Here is a 20,512-nt window from a genome sequence, read left to right as displayed (position 1 = left end):
TTACGGTTTATCACTCGACGAGGGTGAGGATTCGACAGCAGGTGCAGCAGGTTTCTTTTCCGCGTCCATCGACGTAACGGAAGCAGTTTCCTTCAACTCCGGCGCGTCAGCACCCGTGGATTCCGGTTTTTGCTCCGGCGAACTGGCCTGTCCTTCAGCAGTAGCAGGGGTAACCCCCTCGTGCTGCGCTTCACTTCCTTTCACCACAGGGTTATGGATAGTGTGCGCTTCATCGCTCGCTTTCTCAGGATCGTGCACGCTGTAAGAACGCTTCATCGACTCAGCCGCTTCGCGCAGCTCATCCATCGATGCTTTCAGCTCCGGCGTCAAATTTGTCAGGCTCGCTTTTTCTACTTTCTTCAGGCTGTCCTGAAACTCCTGAAGCTTAAGCTCCTGGGTCAGTTCATTCTGCACGGTAGTTGCAAGAGAGCGCAGCGCACGGACCCAGCCCGCGACCGTTTTTACCGCTACGGGCAATCGTTGTGGCCCCAGTACGATGAGGCCGATAACGAACACCAATAACAGTTCGCTAAAACCGATATCAAACACGGATTATACCTGCTCTTTATCTTGGCTTTTGGCGTCTTCTTTCTTCACTTCACCCTGCTTATCGGTGATGGATTTAGCGGTAAAATCAGCGTCCTGGCTGGTTTTATCCTGCTTAGGTTCATCATCACCCATCGCTTTCTTGAAGCCTTTAATAGACGCGCCAAGGTCGGAACCGATGGAGCCGAGTTTCTTGGTGCCAAATAGCAGTACAACGATGACGGCAATGATCAACAACTGCCAAATACTGATACCACCCATACATGTTCCTCTGTCATAGATGATGAATTAATTAGGCCGTAGTATACGTTACACGACCTGCCTTGGGCGATGAAAAAATCAGCGCATTTTGCGCCAGCCGATCAGCCAGGCGAGAACACCACCCGCGATTAACCAGCCAGGCATAAGCCCCCACTCAGGACGGCTTACCAGCAGGAATGTCCCACTTAACAGCAACGTTGCGCCAATACCCAATAAATAACGGGATTGTCCCTGACGTACGTGATTCGCATGAAGCTCGCGCGCAATCTTATCAACACTGTGCTGTAAATATTTGCCCTGGCGCAAACTGTCATACACAAGTTCAGGTATTTCTGGCATTTTTTCGACCCAGAACGGTGCTTTTTCTTTAAATGCCCTGACAAGCGCCGGAATACCTACCTGATCTTTAATCCAGGATTCAAGGAAAGGCTTGGCCGTTTTCCACAAATCCAACTGAGGATAGAGCTGTCGGCCAACACCCTCAACGTACAACAGCGTCTTCTGCAACAACACCAGTTGAGGCTGGACTTCCATATTAAATCGACGTGCTGTATTGAACAGATTCAACAACACGTGACCAAAGGAGATCTCTGCCAGCGGCTTTTCGAAGATCGGCTCACACACGGTACGAATTGCAAATTCAAATTCTTCAACATTGGTATCGGGGGGTACCCAACCAGAATCGACATGTAGCTCGGCAACCTTACGGTAATCGCGATTAAAAAACGCAATAAAGTTTTCAGCCAGATAGCGCTTATCTTCTTTATTTAATGAGCCCACGATCCCGCAATCAATACCGATGTATTTCGGGTTTTCAGGGTGCTCATAGCTGACGAAAATGTTACCCGGGTGCATATCGGCATGGAAAAAACTGTCGCGGAATACCTGAGTAAAGAAGACCTGAACACCACGCTCGGCCAACAGTTTCATGTTGGTACCGTTCTTCTCAAGCGTTGCAACATCCGAAACAGGGATACCGTAAATACGCTCCATCACCATCATGTTCTGACTGCAATAGTCGGAATACACTTCCGGGATGTACAGCATCGGGCTGTCTTCAAAATTGCGTCGCAGTTGAATGGCGTTTGCCGACTCACGCAGCAGGTTCAGCTCATCGATCAATGTTTTTTCATATTCACGGACCACTTCGGTTGGCCGCAGACGACGTCCGTCCGGCAACAGGCGAGGGACCCAGCGAGCAAGACGATAGATCAGTTTTAAATCGGCTTTGATTACCGGCAGGATATCCGGACGAATAACCTTGATCACCACCTCTTTGCCATTCGACTTCAGTCGTGCGGTATGCACCTGAGCAATAGACGCAGATGCCAGTGGTGTGATCTCAAAATCATCAAACCACTCTTCAACAGGTAGCCCACCCATTGCTTCTTCAATCTGTTCTTTTGCTCGTTGTCCATCGAATGGAGCAACCCGATCCTGCAACAGAGCGAGCTGATCAGCGATATGCGGCGGAAACAGATCACGACGGGTGGAGAGCATTTGACCAAATTTGATCCACACCGGCCCCAATTCCTGCAAAGCCAGTCTCAGCCTTTCACCCAGCGGCTTATCTTTATGTCGGTTTGGCATCCAAAACAATGTGTAACGCCACAAACGGAGCGGCAGCGTAATACGCATTTTGGGGATGAGTTCATCAAGACCGTAGCTTAAAAAAGTGCGAATGATGAAATAAAGGCGCCGTACTTCTCCTGGCGTCATTTGGCCTCCAGTTTTTCCAGCCGTCTGGCCAGAGATTCAACCGCGTGCTCAACCGCTGCCGTTTCTTCCGCAAACCATGCAACTTCAAGCGGGCCAGGGGCCATACGCCACTCTTCAGTGATCGCTTCGGCAACATAACGTTGCTGACGTTGAATGCCACGACGCAGGAACTTCGCGCCACCGCGCAGGACTTTGCTAACACCTTCCGCGACAATATCACCGGTATAAGGTGCTAATAGCTCTGCAGGGTCAAATTCCGCCAGGTCAGCCAGAGCCACAAAGTTCTGCACCACCTGAATATCGCCCTGCACTTCCAGTTCGCCGCTACGAATAAGCGTGGTGAGCTGCTGCCGGTCGCGTAATTTTGGTAACACGCTGGCATGAGTGATCACGGTGCAATCTGCTTCGCCTTCCCATGCCCCCAGCACATCGACCTGGCGCTCACTGAACACCAGGACTAACGGCGTAGAAAATCCTTTGAGATCAACACGCAGTACCTTGCTCTGCAAACGCGTTCGGGCTGATTTTAGCGCAGGTGAACGATACAGAAAGGTGTTGAGCAGATTTTCAGCGCCAGCGGTCACTAAGGGTTTTAAAGGCATCCCCGGTCCTCCTGTCAGAACTTGTAACCACGATGCAGCGCAACGACACCTGCCGTCAGGTTGTAGTAATCAACACTTTCGAACCCGGCATCTTGCATCATTGCTTTTAACGTGTCCTGATCGGGATGCATACGGATAGACTCAGCCAAATAGCGGTAGCTATCTGCGTCGCTCGCAACCATCGAACCAATACGTGGCAAGATATGGAAAGAGTACGCATCATACGCTTTGCTCAGCGGTTCGATGATCGGTTTGGAGAATTCCAGCACCAGTAAGCGCCCACCAGGTTTCAACACACGATACATCGAGCGTAGCGCTTTCTCTTTATCTGTAACGTTACGCAGGCCGAAAGAAATGGTGATGCAATCAAAGGTATTGTCAGGGAATGGCAGTGCCTCAGCATTTGCCTGGACATATTCAACGTTACCAATCACGCCAATATTGCGTAGCTTTTCGCGACCCATTTTGAGCATTGAGTCATTGATATCTGCCAGAATAACCTTACCGGTTTCACCAACCATGCGAGAAAATTTCGCCGTCAGATCGCCCGTGCCGCCCGCTAAATCCAGAACGGTTTGTCCACGACGCACGCCACTACAGTCAATGGTGAAGCGCTTCCACAAACGATGAATGCCAAATGACATTAAGTCATTCATAACGTCATATTTAGACGCCACAGAATGAAAAACGTGGGCCACCATGTCAGCTTTCTGCTCTTTAGCGACGGTCTGAAAGCCAAAGTGCGTCGTTTCTTGTGAATTATCCACCATCTCAGTGCCTGCTCATCCAAAAAATGTTCGAGAAGTGTAACAGATTGGGCCAATTTGCCCTACCCTTCTGCCGGGTTCAACTACCCCAAATGGGCTAGCTCGATTGCTGATTTACCGCCGCATTATCGGCGTATGTCTCTTCTTGTTGCGCCCCGGAGACCGAGCGCAAACGGTACTCTTCATCCTGACTCGTGGCATGTTCAGCCAACTCAGGATTAATCTCACGCTTAATTTCCACGCCTAAGCCGCGGAAGGCTTCCGCCTGTGATAAGACATTTCCACGCCCCGAAGAGAGCTTCTTCATTGCCTGTCGGTAGTTATCCTGGGCTTTATCCAGGCTTTGGCCGATTGCTGACATATCATCCACAAACAGGCGCATCTTGTCATAAAGTTTACTCGCCCGATCCGCAATTTGTTGCGCGTTGCGGCTTTGATGCTCATAGCGCCACAGGTTAGCGATAGTACGTAATGCCACCAACAACGTCGTGGGGCTGACCAGCATAATGTTATTTTTAAGCGCTTCGGTAATCAGTTCGGGCTGTCTGTCCAGCGCCAGCAGGAAAGCAGGTTCGACGGGGATAAACATCAGCACATAGTCCAGCGTACGCAGCCCTGGAAGCTGTTGATAATCTTTACGACCCAGCAGACGAATATGATTTCGCACAGAGGCGATATGCTCCTGCAGCGCACCCTCCCGGGTGTATTCATCTTCTGCATTAAAGTAGCGTTCATAGGCCACCAGCGTCATTTTCGCATCGATCACCACGTCTTTGCCCTGCGGCAATCGGACAATAACATCCGGTTGCATCCGCGATCGTGCGTCATTTTCTATGCTGACCTGTGTTTCATATTCATAGCCTTCCCGCAGACCGGACGCCTCCAGTACCCGCGTGAGTACCACCTCTCCCCAGTTGCCCTGTGTTTTGTTATCACCTTTCAATGCCCGTGTCAGGTTAACGGCTTCCTGCGCCATCTGCGCGTTCAGTTGCTGGAGATTACGAATTTCGTGTGCCAGGGTGTGGCGCTCTTGCGCCTCTTTACCAAAGCTATCCTGAACCTGGCGGCGAAAACCGTCCAGCTGTTCGCGTAATGGTGTCAGCAGACTGTTAAGGCTTTGGCGATTTTGCTCATCGACGCGACGGTTACTGTGTTCGAAAATGCGGTTAGCCAGATTCTCGAACTGTTCGCTCAGGCGCTGTTCGCTGTTGATCATCTGGCGAATTTTATCTTCCGCATGCTGCTGCGTTGCTTCCAGACGGGTGGTGACTTCCCGGAGATCGGCCTCCAGTGAGGTATTGATACTCTGCAGGCTACGGAGTTCGTTATTCAGCAGCTCGCATTCGTCACGCCAGTGGGCTTCCTGCGAGAGCTGTTGCCGGGCTGCACTGAGGGCAATATCCAGTTCTCGTCGTTCTTCGATGAGGTCTGCGCGGATCTGATCGGCGCGCGCTTTTGTCGCCAGCCAGCCCACCAGCAGCCCTGCGGCTAATGCCAGCACGGCACTCATCATAATTGAAATATCCACAACGCCCCCTTACAGCAACGACTTACCCGCACAAAATAGAATTGTGCTGTATAAACGTCCAGTTTAAAAGGAATTTCCTGCGAGGTACTACGCAAAATAAAAAGGCCGAACACGTCAGCCTTTTAGCAAAGAAGGGAGAATTACAGTAAACGGCGCGCGGCTTCTACCACGATTTTCACCGCGTGGCTTTCCGTTTGCTTCATCGTTTCTGCATTCGGGATCTCTTGCTGAGTACGGTTGACGATAACGCCAGCAACCATACCTGCACGCAGACCCTGGCTTGCGCACATGGTCAGCAGCGTCGCAGATTCCATTTCATAGTTCATGACGCCCATCGACTGCCACTCTTCCATAGAGCCTTTGAAACGGCTCACTACGCGGCCAGAGAAGGTGTCATAACGCTCCTGGCCCGGGTAGAAGGTGTCTGAAGACGCGGTAACGCCTACGTGAGTAGTCGCACCGATAGATTTCGCCGCTTCCACCAGCGCGGTGGTGCACTCGAAGTCTGCAACAGCCGGGAATTCCATTGGTGCAAAGTGCAGGCTCGCACCGTCCAGACGGACAGATGCGGTAGTCACCAGTACATCACCCACATTGATATGCGGCTGAATAGCGCCAGTCGTACCGATACGCAGGAAGGTACGGATGCCCAGTTGCGCCAGTTCTTCTACGGCGATGGAGGTGGACGGGCCGCCGATACCGGTAGAGCAAACGATCACGGCTTTACCATCCAGTTCAGCACGCCAGGTAGTGAACTCGCGATGAGATGCCAGCTTGACCGGCTTATCCATCAGCGCGGCGATCTTTTCCACACGCTCCGGGTCGCCAGGGACGATAGCGAGCTGGGCCCCTTGTAAATCGTTCTTAGTGAGGCCGAGATGAAAAACATCAGACTTAGACATAAAAACTCCTCTGTGAATCGGTTTTGTCAGAAGAAGCAAAAACACACTTTACCGAAGGCATAAACATCTTTTCGTGACAGTCATCACTATGACGCAAATCAATTGCATTGATTTACCGTGAAATAGTGATGATCATCACATTAATGGCGCAATGTAAGGAAGCCTTGCACAAAAGATAGACCGTTTGAGGCAATGTGGTTCGTTGCATGTGTCTATAGTTAACAATGCGCTATTTTGCATAATATTTAAGGGTACGGAGAATACCATGACAACACGACAATCTGGTTTTGCACCTGCTGTATCCCCACCGGCGTCCACGACGGTTCATACCCCGGATCACGCGATTATCGCCGGAGTGACATCAATTCCATCACAAGGCGATGATATGCCTGCGTATCACGCACGACCGCAACAGACCGATGGCCCGCTGCCCGTCGTCATTGTCGTGCAGGAAATTTTTGGTCTTCATGAGCACATTCGTGATGTTTGCCGTCGACTGGCGCTGGAAGGTTATCTGGCTATCGCACCCGAACTCTATTTTCGCGAGGGCGATCCCAGTGACTTTGCCGATATCCCGACGCTTCTAAGCGGCCTGGTGGCGAAAGTTCCCGACTCACAGGTCCTGGCGGATCTGGACCATGTTGCCAGTTGGGCCTCCCGCAACGGCGGCGATGTGCATCAATTAATGATGACGGGTTTTTGCTGGGGTGGGCGTATTACCTGGCTGTATGCCGCACACAATCCACAGCTAAAAGCGGCGGTGGCGTGGTATGGCAAATTGGTTGGCGATAAAACGCTGAACTCCCCCAAACACCCTGTCGATATTGCCACCGATCTGAACGCTCCCGTGTTGGGACTGTATGGCGGCCAGGATACCAGTATTCCACAGGACAGCGTGGAAACCATGCGTCAGGCACTGCGTGCCGCCAATGCTAAAGCGGAAATCGTCGTCTATCCCGATGCTGGCCATGCGTTTAATGCCGATTATCGCCCGAGCTATCACGAAGAGTCCGCGAAGGATGGCTGGCAGAGAATGCTGGAGTGGTTTGCGCAATACGGTGAGAAGAGATAATCGAGTCGGTCGGGTAAGGCAAAGCCGCTACCCGACCTATTGCCCGGAGCGGCTTCGCTGACCGGGCCTACGTTGCGTTAAGCCTGACGCAGATTCTGCGCAGCTTTGACCATGTTAGCCAGCGCTGCCCGAGTTTCCGGCCAACCGCGCGTTTTCAGGCCACAGTCCGGGTTCACCCACAGACGCTCAGCCGGAATACGCTGTTCCGCTTTCTTCAGCAGGGCCTCAATCCACTCCACGCTCGGGACGTTGGGTGAGTGAATATCATAGACGCCCGGCCCGATTTCGTTCGGGTAATCAAACTCTTCAAACGACTCCAGTAACTCCATGTCGGAACGCGAGGTTTCAATGGTGATCACGTCCGCATCCAGCGCAGCAATGGAATCCATGATGTCGTTAAACTCGCAGTAACACATATGGGTGTGGATCTGAGTTTCATCCCTCGCCACCGCTGCGTTGATGCGGAAGGCTTCAACGCCCCATTCCAGATATGCCGCCCAGTCACTGCGACGCAGCGGCAGGCCTTCACGCAGTGCAGGTTCATCAATCTGGATAATACCGATACCCGCCGCTTCCAGATCTGCCACTTCATCACGCAACGCCAACGCAATCTGTTTCGCGATCGTTTCACGGGTCACATCTTCACGCGGGAACGACCAGCAAAGAATGGTCACCGGTCCGGTCAGCATGCCTTTAACCGGTTTGTCAGTCAGCGACTGCGCGTATTTAGCCCACTCAACGGTAATCGCTTCCGGACGGCTGACATCGCCAATAACAACCGGTGGTTTCACACAGCGTGAGCCGTAGCTCTGCACCCAGCCATTCTGGGTAAAGACGAAGCCGTCCAGATGTTCGCCAAAGTATTCGACCATGTCGTTACGTTCAGCTTCACCGTGTACCAGTACGTCGAGGCCCAGACGTTCCTGCTCAACAATCGCCTGTTTGATATGTTCTGCGATCCCCGTACGGTAGTTGCCTGCATCCAGGTTGCCCTTTTTGAAGTCCAGGCGCAGACCGCGAATCTCCGTGGTTTGCGGGAATGAGCCGATAGTGGTGGTCGGCCATGCTGGCAGATTAAAGCGGGCACGTTGCGCCTCGGCGCGAACCGGGTAAGCGTTGGCGCGTTGGCTGTCCTGGGCGGTGATCGCCGCCAGACGTTTTTCCACTGCGGCGTTGTGTACACGGGTGGAGTGGCGACGCGCCTGAATCGGTGCGCTCCATTCAACCAGCGCCGCGGTATCACCGCTGTTCAGCGCATCACGCAGTAGCGCCAGCTCTCCGCATTTTTGCAGCGCGAAGGCAAACCAACTCTTCACTTCGGCATCCAGACGGGTTTCAACACTCAGGTCAATTGGGCTGTGCAGCAGAGAGCATGAAGAAGCCACCCACAGCGAGCGTTTCCCGACGATATCTTTAATTTGCGCGTATTTTTCGCTGAGATCGGCGCGCCAGACATTACGACCATTTACCAGACCCGCTGACAGCAGCCAGTCGGCAGGCAGGCGTTTGTGCAGCTCGGCGACATCATCTTTGCCATGGACCAGGTCAACATGCAGACCCTGCACCGGCAGCGCGGTAATGGTCTCCAGGTTTGGCGTTACGCCTTCGAAGTAGGTGGTCAGCAGCAACTTCACCTGGCCCTGCAGGGCGTCATAAGCCGGTTTAAAGGCATTCAGCCACACTTGCGGCAGTTCCAGTACCAGAGCAGGTTCATCAATCTGCACCCACTCAATACCGCGTTTCGCCAGCTCAGCCAGCACCTGCTGGTAAACCGGCAGAATGTCGTTGAGCAGGCTCAGGCGGTCAAACTGTTCGCCCTTCACTTTCCCCAGCCAGAGGTAAGTTACCGGGCCAAGCAGTACGGGTTTTACCTTGTGACCGAGCGCCAGCGCTTCGTCCACGTCATCCAGCAGTTGGGTCCAGGTCAGTTTGAACTGCTGACCTTTGGTGAACTCCGGCACCATGTAGTGATAGTTGGTATTAAACCATTTGGTCATTTCTGCCGCCGCCGCCGGTTCACCCGTCGGTGCACGGCCACGGCCAATACGGAATAAGGTATCGATATCGACGGAGCCATCTTTATTTTGATGGCGAGCCGGAACGTTGCCGAGCAGCAGGCTGGTGGTCAGCACGTGATCGTACCAGGCAAAATCACCCACCGGCAGCAGGTCTATACCCGCCTGTTTCTGCTGATCCCAGTGGCGGGCACGCAGCTCGCGGCCAACGGTCAGCAAATCTTCACGGGAAGAATTACCCGCCCAGTAACTTTCTTGCGCTTTTTTCAACTCGCGACGCAGGCCAACGCGAGGAAAACCGAGGGTGTGATTCAATATTGTCATTTTTCTTCCTCTAATTATATGTAAATCCTATGGATTTTGAATTTAGGGAAGGCGGCAAGTTTGTTCATCCCCGGGAGCTTACTGAAGTAAGAGACCGGGGTGGAGAAACGCAGCCAACGCACCATAAATTTAAAAGACGAAGGATTTTAGCCGTCCAGATGTTTACACATCCATATTTGCCAGTTACTGTATATTCCTCAAGCGCAATTTGTTCATGCCGAAGTGAAGGACTTTCATGATCGAGATTAAACACCTGAAAACGCTCCAGGCGTTGCGGAACAGTGGCTCTCTGGCAGCAGCAGCGGCCACGTTGCATCAGACGCAATCCGCCCTTTCCCACCAGTTCAGCGATCTGGAGCAGCGCCTTGGCTTTCGGCTTTTTGTCCGCAAGAGCCAGCCTTTGCGTTTTACGCCACAGGGTGAAATTCTGCTCCAGTTGGCAAACCAGGTATTGCCGCAAATAGGTCGCGCGCTGCAGGCATGCAACGAACCGCAGCAAACCCGATTACGTATCGCTATCGAATGCCACAGTTGCATTCAGTGGCTGACGCCCGCGTTGGAGAATTTTCGTGCCAACTGGCCGCAGGTGGAGATGGATTTTAAATCCGGTGTGACCTTCGATCCGCAACCGGCGCTACAGCAGGATGAGCTGGATCTGGTGATGACATCCGACATTCTGCCGCGCAGCGGATTGCACTACTCACCGATGTTCGATTTTGAAGTACGCCTGATCCTGGCCCCCGACCATCCGCTGGCCAGCAAAACGCAAATCACGCCGGAAGATTTGGCCAGCGAAACTCTGCTTATTTATCCGGTGCAGCGTAGTCGGTTGGATGTCTGGCGGCATTTCCTGCAGCCCGCAGGCATCAGTCCGTCGCTGAAGAGTGTGGATAACACACTGCTGCTGATTCAGATGGTTGCCGCAAAAATGGGTATCGCGGCTTTGCCGCACTGGGTAGTAGAGAGTTTTGAACGCCAGGGTCTGGTCGTAACCAAAACCCTGGGCGATGGGTTGTGGAGCCGACTGTACGCCGCCGTGCGCGACGGAGAACAGCGCCAGCCGGTAACAGAAGCGTTTATTCGTTCAGCGCGGAATCACGCCTGTGACCACCTGCCGTTTGTGCGGAGTGCGGAACGACCCACTTACGATGTACCCACAGTGAAGCCACTATCACAGCCGCGCCAATGATAAAGCTTGGCCAGTGCGGTTGTTGGTGCCAGATAGCCAGATTGACCAGCAGCCCCGCCGGCACATGCATATTGTTCATAATGCCCAACGTACCGGCATCCACCTGGGTCGCGCCGTAGTTCCACATAAAGTAACCAATGCCGGACGCCGCCACGCCAAGAAACACCAGAATTCCCCACTGTAGCGGGGTTGCAGGCATTTTCTGAGCATTGCCCAGCATGAACCAGGCCACGACCGCCACCATAAAGGCGCCCATGTAAAACCAGGCAAAGGCGTTGTGTTGTGGCATCGGGCGCGTTTCCATCAGGCGTTTGTAACCCACCATACCGATGGCAAAGCTAATGTTAGAAAGCTGTACCAGCAGCAGGCCGGTCCAGAAGTGGCTGGTCACCTGATCGTAACGGATAATCCCTGCGCCAATTACCGCCAGTAGTGCGCTGAACGCATAGCTCCAACGTAAACGGCGCCCGCTCATCAGGTCATAAATTAGCGTAATGTACAACGGCGTCAGAACGGTAAAGAGCAGCAATTCTGAAACCGTCAGATACAGATAGGCGTGAAAACTCAGCATATACATAATGCCAAGCTGCATGGCTCCCACCAGCATATACAGCGCGATTGTTTTTACGCTGTGCCCACGGGTACGCAAAAACGGTAAAAACACCAGAGCCGCCAGCCCAACGCGCACCAGCACCGCAAAATAGCTATCGACATGACCGGCAAGGTACTCGCCAAACAGGCTGAAGGAAAAGGCCCACAGAATTGTGGTAATGATGAGTAACGCCACAATGGATGTCTCTTAACAAAAGGTACACCCATTGTAGCGAAGAACACGGTTGACAACTGGTCAACTAACGACCAACAACGTTACTGCAGAAAAAGCTCTCGCAGATAATGCGGCACGGCATCATCGGCATTGAGGCCAATCACGTCCAGTTCCGGATGCAGATCCTTCAGGCGTTGATGCGCGTTGCCCATGATACAGCCTTTGCCTGCCATGGAGAGCATCTCCGCGTCGTTCATACCGTCGCCGAAGGCGATACAGTCCTTCAGGCTATAGCCCATCGCTTTCGCCACAGCTTCCAGCGCATGGCCTTTCGACACGCCACCTGCCATCACTTCCAGGCACGTCAGTGTGGAGAAACTGACGTTCACGCGATCGCCCCAGCGGGCGTTAATCGCCTGTTCCAGCGGCAGCAACCTTTCGTGAGAATCGGTGGTGAAAAACACTTTGCTGACGCCTTCCGGCTCCAGCAGCGCAGGTTCAAACAGTGAATAATTGAATACCGCCTCTTTAAAGAAACGCATTTCTTCCGGGCGGTGGCGGTTCATGAACCACTCATCATCGCGGTAAACATTCGTCACGATATCCGGGTTGGCGTTCACAACGCCAAACAGATCGCTGGCAATGTCGCGATCCAGGTTGTGGGAAAACACCAGATTTCCGTCAGGATCGTGTACGCGGGCACCGTTGGACGTGATCATGTAGGTTTTAATGCCGAGGTTATCGCGAATTTGCCCCACATCAACATGATGACGACCAGTGGCAAACACGAAGTGAACACCGCGAGCCGTCAGAAGTTTCAGCGTCTCTTTGGCATAAGGGGACAAAGTATGGTCGGGAGAAAGCAGCGTACCGTCTAAATCAGACGCAACAACCTGATACATAAGAAAATTAAACCTCTAGGAAAAGCGAGTTCCGCTGGATGAGTTATGCCTGTTGAAAAAATCAACAATGGCGTTAAGCGCGACTGAGCGCATTGCGTCCTTTTCGAAAAGGATCTCATGGTACGCGCCTTTTATGACAAGCGGCTGACCTCCTTCTACCGGATGGCCTGCTGCAGCGCGGAGTTCACAAAAACGATCGTGCATGCGGTTATCCACCACACGCTCTTCTTCGGCCTGAATAAGCAGCGCTGGCGTTGCGTCATCACCCGCTCCGGCCAGAACCTGTTCGCCCGCCTGAATACCTTCACGCACCCAGTGATAGGTAGGGCCACCCACACGTAACCGTGGATCATCTGCGTAGAAGCGTAGGTTACGCCGATAGCGCTGTCGACTATGGGTGAGCGCATTCATACCGAATGGCAGCGCCCGCCAGCGGCCGGTCCCCATCGCATAGCCTTCACGGATGCGTGGATGCCCTTCGGCCCAGTCAAGAATGTGGCGCACCATCCAGTCGGGAAAACGCATCACGATACCAAACATGGGCGCACAAAGCGCAATGGCATCACATTGATTGGGATGGCGCTGCAGGAACAAGGTGGCAATAGCGCCGCCCATGGAATGCGCCAGTATATAGCGTTTTCGCCACGGGCCAGGTTGTACTTCCTGCTGCCAGAAGGCGGCTAAATCATCGACGTAGTCATTAAAGTTATCGACATGACCACGATGCGGGTCCGATAACATCCGCCCGGAACGCCCCTGACCACGGTGATCGATAATGAGTACGTCAAAACCAGAATGAAACAGGTCATACGCCAGCTCAGCGTATTTCACATAGCTTTCAATGCGCCCGGGACAGACAACGATGACGCGATCGTTTTTTTCGGCACGAAAGCGAACAAAATGTACGGGAACATCATCTACACCCGTAAACTCCGCTTCCTCCCGTTGCTGCCAGAAATCTGTCAGTGGACCCATGGAAAAAGCGGCAAACGCGTTTTCTCTTGTTTCCCAGTCTTTTTGCTGCTGAAACATCGGGTATCCAGCCTCGCTGACCAAGTAAAATCGTTTTTTTCGCCGCGCCTGATACAACGCAACGGCAGTAGCGTATTGTGGCATAAAAATAGACAATCCGGGAGTTTCTCATGACCTTTGAATGGTGGTTCGCCTACCTGCTGACCTCTATTATTTTGAGCTTGTCTCCGGGCTCTGGCGCAATCAACACCATGACCACCGCCATCAGTCACGGCTATCGTGGTGCCAGCGCCTCTATTGCCGGTTTGCAGACCGGGCTTGGCATTCATATCGTACTGGTTGGTGTTGGGCTGGGGACACTGTTCTCACGTTCAGTCATCGCGTTTGAAGTACTGAAGTGGGCGGGAGCGGCCTATTTGATTTGGTTGGGTATTCAGCAATGGCGGGCAGCGGGCGCTATCGATCTGAACACCATGGCGAACACGCAAACACGCAGCCGCCTGTTCAAAAGGGCGGTTTTCGTTAACCTGACCAACCCTAAAAGCATTGTTTTTCTTGCCGCCCTGTTCCCACAGTTCATCATGCCGCAAGAACCTCAGGTCATGCAGTATGTGGTGCTTGGTATCACCACCATTGTTGTCGATATCATTGTGATGATCGGTTACGCGACGCTGGCCACCCGCATTGCAGGCTGGATTAAGGGGCCAAAGCAAATGAAGGCGCTGAACAAAGTGTTTGGTTCACTGTTTATGCTGATAGGTGCCCTGCTGGCGTCAGCAAGACATGCCTAGCAAATGGAACGACGCTCGCAATGAAATGCTAACAGTAAGAGCGTTTGGACATGAGTTCTCGTACTTCGCCGCAAAGGTAGAAAAGCCTTTAATTTTGTACTGTTAGACGTTGATTGCTAATGCCAGAATGCCGCCATATTCACTTCTCACGGATGATGCACGATGGCGGAAGCAACAACACCACATGACGCAGTCTTTAAGACCTTCCTCTCCCGCGTGGAAACCGCGCGGGACTTTATCGAACTTCATCTTCCTCCCTCGTTAATCAAAATCTGCAAGCTGGAAACGCTCCGTCTGGAATCAGGCAGCTTTGTGGAGGACGATCTGCGCCCCTATTTCAGCGATATTCTCTACTCACTGGAGACCACCAGTGGGCATGGCTATGTACATGTGCTCATTGAGCATCAAAGCTCACCGGACAAGCACATGTCATTTCGCCTGATGCGCTACGCTATCGCAGCGATGCAACGTCATCTTGAGGCGGGAAACGACACGTTACCGCTGGTTATTCCAGTGCTCTTTTACCATGGCAAGCAAAGTCCATGGCAAGGCTCAATGAACTGGTTGGATCACTTTGAGGATTCAGCGACCGCCCTTCAACTTTACAGCACACCGTTTCCGTTGGTGGATGTGACGGTTATTCCAGATGATGAGATTATGCAGCATCGCAGTATGGCGGCGCTGACATTAGTACAAAAACATATTCGCCAGCGCGATATGGCGCAGCTGCTGGATAAACTTACCCGCCTGTTTATGCTGAATAAGATGAGCGGACAACAAATAACCGTGCTGGTAAACTACATGGTGCAAGCAGGGAATACACAAGATGTTCAGACATTATTGTATAAGCTGGCACAGCGTGTGCCGCAGCATGGAGACAAACTGATGACAATGGCGGATCAGCTAAAACAGATAGGCCGTGAAGAAGGGAGGCGCCTTGCCCTTACTGATGTAGCAAAAGCAATGCTCAAGCGAGGTCTTGATACCGACGCAATTATGGAAATGACCGGCCTTTCGAAGGACGAGTTACAGAAACTTGCGCAATAAATCGCATTCCGCCTGGGTCCCCCAGGCGGATAACCGACTTAGCGCGAAATGATCAGATGGATACCGAAGCCCGCGAACAGTGCGCCAGCGAATCCATCGATCCACTTCGCCAGACGCTGATAACCACGACGCATTTTCGGCAGTGCAAACAGGCTGGCGACCACGGTAAACCACGCCAGCGTTTCCACGATGATTAGGGCAAAGATCCCCCAGCGCGCGCCCGTTCCTACGTTATCGCCAACGAACAATGAGAACACGGAGCCAAAGTAGATAATGGCTTTAGGGTTCGCCAGGTTGGTGAGCAGACCTTTTAAAAAGCTGCGCCCGCTCTGTGCCAGTTCAACCTGTGGTGTTGGAGTCGCAACATTCTGCTTTTTAAACGCGCCGCGCAGCATCTGGTAGCCCATCCAACACAGATACAGCCCCCCGCCGACCATAATAATGGTATGCAGCCAGGCCATTTTTTCGATAATCAGGTGTAAACCGAGCAGTGCCACGCCAGCCCATACCATGACGCCACAGGTAATACCCAGCACACCCATCATCGCTTCTTTACGCGAACGGCTCACAGCCGTTTGAGAGACAAAGAAAAAATCGGGACCGGGACTCATCAGTGCAACGATATGCACCAACGCAACGGTGAAAAATAGCGTTAACATAAAAATGACTCGCGGGGGAATAGTTCAGTGAGTCACCATCCTGGCACTTTTTTGCCCGGCTGACTACTCTTCGTCGTCGCCATCAACGTGCGCACGAATAAGCGCCATAAACTCTTTGCCGAAACGCTCAAGTTTACGCATGCCCACGCCGTTGACGCTTAACATTTCGCTCGGAGAAACCGGCATCTGCTCGGCCATTTCTATCAGCGTCGCATCGTTGAAAACCACATACGGCGGGATATTTTCTTCATCGGCAATCGCCTTACGCAGCTTACGCAATTTGGCGAACAGTTTGCGGTCATAGTTGCCACCGAAGGATTTCTGCATCGCACGCGGTTTCAGCGCCACAATACGCGGCACGGCAAGTTGTAACGAGATTTCGCCACGCAGAACCGGTCGTGCGGCTTCGGTTAACTGTAACGCAGAGTGATGGGCAATATTCTGCGTCACCAGACCAAGGTGAATCAATTGGCGGATCACACTCACCCAATGTTCATGGCTCTGTTCACGACCAATGCCATAGACCGGCAGCTTGTCATGAGCCAGCTCGCGAATACGTTGGTTATTGGCTCCGCGCAAGACTTCCACGACATACCCCATACCAAAGCGTTGGTTGACGCGGTAGATTGTCGACAGCGCCTTACGCGCATCCATTAAACCATCGTACTGTTTTGGCGGATCGAGACAAATATCGCAGTTGCCGCACGGCTCCTGACGCCCTTCACCAAAATAATTCAGCAATACCAGACGACGACAGGTTTGCGCCTCGGCAAACGCTCCCATCGCATTGAGTTTATGCCGTTCAATATCCAGTAACTGCCCGGCTGGTTTCTCTTCCAGGCAACGCCGTAACCATGCCATATCAGCGGGATCGTAAAACAGCATCGCTTCCGCAGGCAGGCCATCGCGCCCGGCACGGCCGGTTTCCTGGTAATAAGATTCGATGTTACGCGGGATATCAAAATGCACCACAAAGCGTACGTTAGGTTTGTTGATTCCCATCCCGAACGCTACGGTCGCCACCACGATTTGCAGGTCATCGCGTTGGAATTTTTCCTGCACCTCGGCACGTACACTGTTTTCCAGTCCAGCATGATAGGCACCCGCGCTGATACCACGACTTTGCAGACGCGCTGCGGTGTCTTCGACCTTCGCGCGGCTGTTACAGTAAATAATGCCGGACTTGCCGCGCTGTTCTTGTACATAGCGCATCAGTTGATCGAGCGGCTTAAACTTCTCCATCAACATGTAGCGGATGTTCGGCCGGTCAAAACTGCTGATCTGAATGAGCGGATCGTTCAACCCCAGCAAGCGCACAATATCCAGGCGAGTGGTGTCATCCGCAGTCGCGGTCAGCGCCACGAACGGCAGCGTCGGGAAACGCTGACGCAATTGACCCAACGCGGCGTATTCAGGGCGGAAATCGTGCCCCCATTGTGAGATGCAGTGTGCTTCATCAACGGCCAGCAATACCGGATTCCAGTGCGCCAGATGTTCGAGGAAGTTATCCAGCATCAAACGTTCGGGCGCAATGTACAGCAACCGAATTTGCCCGCTGCGACAGCCAGCCATGACCTCAAGCTGCTGTTCACGACTTTGGGTAGAGTTCAGACACGCCGCCGCCACACCGTTTGCTAATAATTGGTCGACCTGATCTTTCATCAGGGAAATAAGCGGCGAGACAACTACGGTGAGTCCGTTCAGCAATAATGCGGGGATTTGATAGCACAGGGATTTACCACCACCGGTCGGCATGACGACCAGGCAGTCGCGACCAGAGAGCACAGTATCGATGATTTCTTCCTGACCAGGGCGAAACTGTTGGTAGCCAAAGGTTTCCTGCAAAACCTGTTTAGCGCCCATTTCCAGATTCAACACTTCCGCCTGCGCCACATTAACCCCATTAGCCTTAAAGAAAAACAGGCGCTATTTTCAGCGCCTGAGAGAGAAACTGCAATGATTAAAATGCTATCAAACCTATCAGAAGATATCGTTAAGCATCACACCCACACCCACACGCGTCTGATTGAAATTGTAGTCGATCAGCGATTCGCCGTAGCCGCTATAGACCTGGGTGTAAAAGCGAACATGCTTAGTGATCGGGTAACTCGCACCGATTTCAGCACCACCGTAACCGGTATTCCAGTTGTACTGGCCTTTCACGCTGATGACGGCATCACCGAGGTGATAACCCATTTTAAGCTGGTAGTAGCCCATATATTTGGTGATGTCGGGGTTATCGTCGGTGCTACCGATGACGTACCACGGTTTAACCTCCACCAGCCAGTTGCCATTTTCAGCCATCAGGCGAGTGTACAGACGGTTCCAGCTGCGCGAGGTGGGATCGGATCGCCCATTTGAATCATGGTTATAGCCCATTTCGACATCACGTAGCGTCCAGCCAGCAACGCGATAATCCGTGGCGAAACCCAGAAACAGCTGCGGCTCGTAGTTAGTTTCACGAAACGGTGAAGACTCTTCACTATTAGAAAGCTGCCACCAGGATTTCTGAGTATATGAACCACCGAGCACTGAATTCGGGCCCAAAATCCCGCGCCAAAGCGGAAATGCCAGGCTTAGCTGAAACTTAACCTCATCTTTGCGCGCATTATCCGACCAGTTATAGCTGCTGATCGCCTCTTTGTTCATGTCGCTGGTATTGGTGTAGATGAGATAGTTGGTGTCATAGGGGTACAGCGTGAAAGGATTATCGTGTTCTTGCAGCATATTGGCGATAATACTGCCTCTCACTGCTGGTGCATCATGAATCTCTTTCACTGTCGCTTCCTGCGCATACGCGGTCAACGGCAGCATGACTGCTGGTAGTAACCAACCCAGAATCGCCCGCATCGGTAGTGTTCTCCTGAACCAAAATATTGATGAATTGTATAATTATCTGCCAAGTATTCTACATACTTAGCTAGTTCCTCGTTAGTTATCCCGTCCTAAAGTAGAAAACAACAAATAATAAGCATAATATCAACATTTCATTAACCAATAAGGTGTCGGGATCGTATGTCTGCTGTTCTTACTGCTGAGCAAGCCCTTAAATTAGTGGGTGAAATGTTTGTCTATCATATGCCGTTTAATCGGGCATTGGGGCTGGAACTGGAACGTTATGAAAAAGAATTTGCGCAATTAGCGTTTAATAACCAACCGATGATGGTGGGTAACTGGGCACAAAGCATCCTGCACGGCGGGGTGATCGCCTCAGCGCTGGACGTTGCCGCCGGGCTGGTGTGCGTTGGCAGTACGCTAACCCGCCACGAAACCATCAGCGAGGACGAGCTACGCCAGCGAATGTCACGAATGGGCACCATCGATCTGCGCGTTGATTACCTGCGACCAGGCAGAGGAAATCGCTTTACGGCCACCAGCAGTCTGCTGCGAGCAGGCAATAAAGTGGCAGTCGCGCGGGTGGAACTGCACAACGAAGAACAGCTTTATATCGCCAGTGCAACTGCCACTTATATGGTGGGGTAAGCGCCTGAAAAAAGGTAAACTACGGTTACTTTTCTGCAATGAGTTCTCCCAATGGATGCTAAACAAACGCGGCAGGGCGTGTTACTCGCTCTTGCTGCCTATTTTATTTGGGGTATCGCTCCCGCCTACTTCAAACTGATTTACTACGTCCCGGCGGATGAGATCCTGACGCACCGCGTCATCTGGTCATTTTTCTTTATGGTGGCGCTGATGAGCGTTAGTCGCCAATGGTCAGGTGTCAAAACGCTGCTGCAAACGCCAAAGAAGATTTTTCTGCTGGCGCTCTCGGCGGTCCTAATCGGCGGAAACTGGCTGCTCTTTATCTGGGCGGTCAATAACCACCATATGCTGGAAGCCAGCCTCGGTTACTTTATTAACCCACTGGTAAATATCGTGTTGGGGATGATTTTCCTCGGAGAACGCTTCCGCCGTATGCAGTGGCTGGCAGTACTGTTAGCCGCCTGCGGCGTACTGGTACAGCTGTGGACCTTTGGATCGCTGCCAATAATCGCGCTGGGGCTGGCATTCAGCTTTGCTTTTTATGGTCTGGTACGCAAGAAAATCGCTGTCGAAGCACAAACCGGCATGCTGATCGAAACTCTGTGGCTCTTGCCCATTGCGGCCATCTATCTGTTTGGTATCGCAGACAGCCCGACCAGCCATATGGGTCAGAACCCCATGTCACTCAATCTGCTACTGATTGCTGCGGGTGTCGTGACCACTATCCCACTGCTGTGCTTTACCGGAGCGGCAACCCGTTTACGTCTGTCCACGCTGGGCTTTTTCCAGTATATCGGGCCAACGCTGATGTTCCTGCTGGCGGTAACGTTCTACGGTGAAGTGCCGGGAGCGGATAAAATGGTCACCTTCGCCTTTATCTGGGTAGCGCTGGCAATTTTCGTGATGGATGCAATTTATACGCAAAGACGGGTACGTCGGAACTGAAGAAGTGCCGGATGGAGGCTAC

At 52.5% G+C, this 20,512-nt stretch carries 20 protein-coding genes; 6 read left to right on the top strand and 14 right to left on the bottom strand.

Going from position 1 to position 20,512, the window contains the following annotated elements; translation table 11 throughout:
- From tatB to udp, 7 genes are all read right to left on the bottom strand, one after another.
- Nucleotides 1–549, bottom strand: coding sequence for a Sec-independent protein translocase protein TatB (gene tatB / locus NNO02_RS02340; RefSeq protein WP_271441028.1), 549 nt, complete (start codon nt 547–549; stop codon nt 1–3).
- Between the two features lie 3 nt (nt 550–552).
- Nucleotides 553–807 (bottom strand): Sec-independent protein translocase subunit TatA, encoded by a 255-nt coding sequence (gene tatA, locus NNO02_RS02335; protein WP_003017888.1) that lies wholly within the window; start codon nt 805–807, stop codon nt 553–555.
- A gap of 78 nt (nt 808–885) precedes the next feature.
- Nucleotides 886–2,526 (bottom strand): ubiquinone biosynthesis regulatory protein kinase UbiB, encoded by a 1,641-nt coding sequence (gene ubiB / locus NNO02_RS02330; RefSeq protein WP_271441027.1) that lies wholly within the window; start codon nt 2,524–2,526, stop codon nt 886–888.
- Nucleotides 2,523–3,128: a ubiquinone biosynthesis protein UbiJ gene (ubiJ, locus tag NNO02_RS02325; RefSeq protein WP_271454129.1), complete on the bottom strand. Its 606-nt coding sequence runs from the start codon at nt 3,126–3,128 to the stop codon at nt 2,523–2,525. Before ubiJ ends, ubiB begins: the two co-directional genes overlap by 4 nt.
- Nucleotides 3,129–3,142: 14 nt before the next feature.
- Entirely contained in the window at nt 3,143–3,898 is a 756-nt protein-coding gene (gene ubiE, locus NNO02_RS02320) for a bifunctional demethylmenaquinone methyltransferase/2-methoxy-6-polyprenyl-1,4-benzoquinol methylase UbiE (protein WP_202037298.1), read from the bottom strand.
- Nucleotides 3,899–3,992: 94 nt separating this feature from the next.
- Nucleotides 3,993–5,423: a DNA recombination protein RmuC gene (gene rmuC, locus NNO02_RS02315; protein ID WP_271454128.1), complete on the bottom strand. Its 1,431-nt coding sequence runs from the start codon at nt 5,421–5,423 to the stop codon at nt 3,993–3,995.
- Nucleotides 5,424–5,563: 140 nt separating this feature from the next.
- Nucleotides 5,564–6,325 carry a uridine phosphorylase gene (gene udp, locus NNO02_RS02310; RefSeq protein ID WP_006686084.1) on the bottom strand — a complete coding sequence of 254 codons (762 nt, stop codon included), beginning with the start codon at nt 6,323–6,325 and terminating at the stop codon, nt 5,564–5,566.
- Nucleotides 6,326–6,590: 265 nt separating this feature from the next.
- Here udp and NNO02_RS02305 point away from each other — a divergent pair, with 265 nt between their 5' ends.
- The gene (locus tag NNO02_RS02305; RefSeq protein WP_271454127.1) at nt 6,591–7,397 is read left to right on the top strand and encodes a dienelactone hydrolase family protein; all 807 of its coding nucleotides are present in this window, start codon (nt 6,591–6,593) and stop codon (nt 7,395–7,397) included.
- Between the two features lie 77 nt (nt 7,398–7,474).
- Here the strand turns inward: NNO02_RS02305 and metE are convergent, their stop codons facing one another.
- Nucleotides 7,475–9,736, bottom strand: coding sequence for a 5-methyltetrahydropteroyltriglutamate--homocysteine S-methyltransferase (gene metE / locus NNO02_RS02300; protein WP_271454126.1), 2,262 nt, complete (start codon nt 9,734–9,736; stop codon nt 7,475–7,477).
- Nucleotides 9,737–9,971: 235 nt separating this feature from the next.
- On the opposite strand from metE, the gene metR reads away from it, so the two are divergent.
- Nucleotides 9,972–10,925 carry an HTH-type transcriptional regulator MetR gene (metR, locus tag NNO02_RS02295; protein ID WP_271449819.1) on the top strand — a complete coding sequence of 318 codons (954 nt, stop codon included), beginning with the start codon at nt 9,972–9,974 and terminating at the stop codon, nt 10,923–10,925.
- Here metR and NNO02_RS02290 read toward each other — a convergent pair.
- From NNO02_RS02290 to pldB, 3 genes are all read right to left on the bottom strand, one after another.
- Nucleotides 10,813–11,712 carry a carboxylate/amino acid/amine transporter gene (locus NNO02_RS02290; protein WP_271441021.1) on the bottom strand — a complete coding sequence of 300 codons (900 nt, stop codon included), beginning with the start codon at nt 11,710–11,712 and terminating at the stop codon, nt 10,813–10,815. The two genes, metR and NNO02_RS02290, sit on opposite strands and share 113 nt — an antisense overlap.
- 80 nt (nt 11,713–11,792) lie before the next feature.
- Entirely contained in the window at nt 11,793–12,593 is an 801-nt protein-coding gene (yigL, locus tag NNO02_RS02285) for a sugar/pyridoxal phosphate phosphatase YigL (RefSeq protein WP_202037303.1), read from the bottom strand.
- A gap of 15 nt (nt 12,594–12,608) precedes the next feature.
- Entirely contained in the window at nt 12,609–13,625 is a 1,017-nt protein-coding gene (gene pldB / locus NNO02_RS02280) for a lysophospholipase L2 (RefSeq protein WP_271441020.1), read from the bottom strand.
- A 110-nt stretch (nt 13,626–13,735) separates the two neighbouring features.
- On the opposite strand from pldB, the gene rhtB reads away from it, so the two are divergent.
- Together rhtB and NNO02_RS02270 are read left to right on the top strand one after the other, a co-directional pair.
- Nucleotides 13,736–14,356 carry a homoserine/homoserine lactone efflux protein gene (rhtB, locus tag NNO02_RS02275; RefSeq protein ID WP_271441019.1) on the top strand — a complete coding sequence of 207 codons (621 nt, stop codon included), beginning with the start codon at nt 13,736–13,738 and terminating at the stop codon, nt 14,354–14,356.
- A gap of 162 nt (nt 14,357–14,518) precedes the next feature.
- The gene (locus NNO02_RS02270) at nt 14,519–15,403 is read left to right on the top strand and encodes an Rpn family recombination-promoting nuclease/putative transposase (protein ID WP_271441018.1); all 885 of its coding nucleotides are present in this window, start codon (nt 14,519–14,521) and stop codon (nt 15,401–15,403) included.
- A 38-nt stretch (nt 15,404–15,441) separates the two neighbouring features.
- Here NNO02_RS02270 and rhtC read toward each other — a convergent pair whose 3' ends face one another.
- The 3 genes from rhtC to pldA all read right to left on the bottom strand — a co-directional run bounded on the left by rhtC (nt 15,442) and on the right by pldA (nt 18,912).
- Nucleotides 15,442–16,062, bottom strand: coding sequence for a threonine export protein RhtC (rhtC, locus tag NNO02_RS02265; protein ID WP_271441017.1), 621 nt, complete (start codon nt 16,060–16,062; stop codon nt 15,442–15,444).
- Nucleotides 16,063–16,125: 63 nt separating this feature from the next.
- The gene (gene recQ, locus NNO02_RS02260) at nt 16,126–17,955 is read right to left on the bottom strand and encodes an ATP-dependent DNA helicase RecQ (RefSeq protein ID WP_271441016.1); all 1,830 of its coding nucleotides are present in this window, start codon (nt 17,953–17,955) and stop codon (nt 16,126–16,128) included.
- 87 nt (nt 17,956–18,042) lie between these two features.
- On the bottom strand, nt 18,043–18,912 hold the full coding sequence (gene pldA, locus NNO02_RS02255) for a phospholipase A (RefSeq protein ID WP_271441015.1): 870 nt from the start codon (nt 18,910–18,912) through the stop codon (nt 18,043–18,045).
- A 165-nt stretch (nt 18,913–19,077) separates the two neighbouring features.
- Between pldA and yigI the strand changes: the two genes are divergently transcribed.
- Both yigI and rarD read left to right on the top strand, forming a co-directional pair.
- On the top strand, nt 19,078–19,545 hold the full coding sequence (gene yigI, locus NNO02_RS02250) for an acyl-CoA thioesterase YigI (RefSeq protein ID WP_005133301.1): 468 nt from the start codon (nt 19,078–19,080) through the stop codon (nt 19,543–19,545).
- Between the two features lie 51 nt (nt 19,546–19,596).
- Nucleotides 19,597–20,490: an EamA family transporter RarD gene (rarD, locus tag NNO02_RS02245; protein ID WP_271449822.1), complete on the top strand. Its 894-nt coding sequence runs from the start codon at nt 19,597–19,599 to the stop codon at nt 20,488–20,490.
- The last annotated feature ends 22 nt before the right edge of the window (nt 20,491–20,512 follow it).

Origin of the sequence: Citrobacter sp. Awk 2 (assembly GCF_028069815.1) — a bacterium.
Taxonomy (GTDB): domain Bacteria; phylum Pseudomonadota; class Gammaproteobacteria; order Enterobacterales; family Enterobacteriaceae; genus Citrobacter.
The sequence above is the reverse complement of the archived record's forward strand: the minus strand, read 5'-3'. Positions and strand labels throughout refer to the sequence as shown.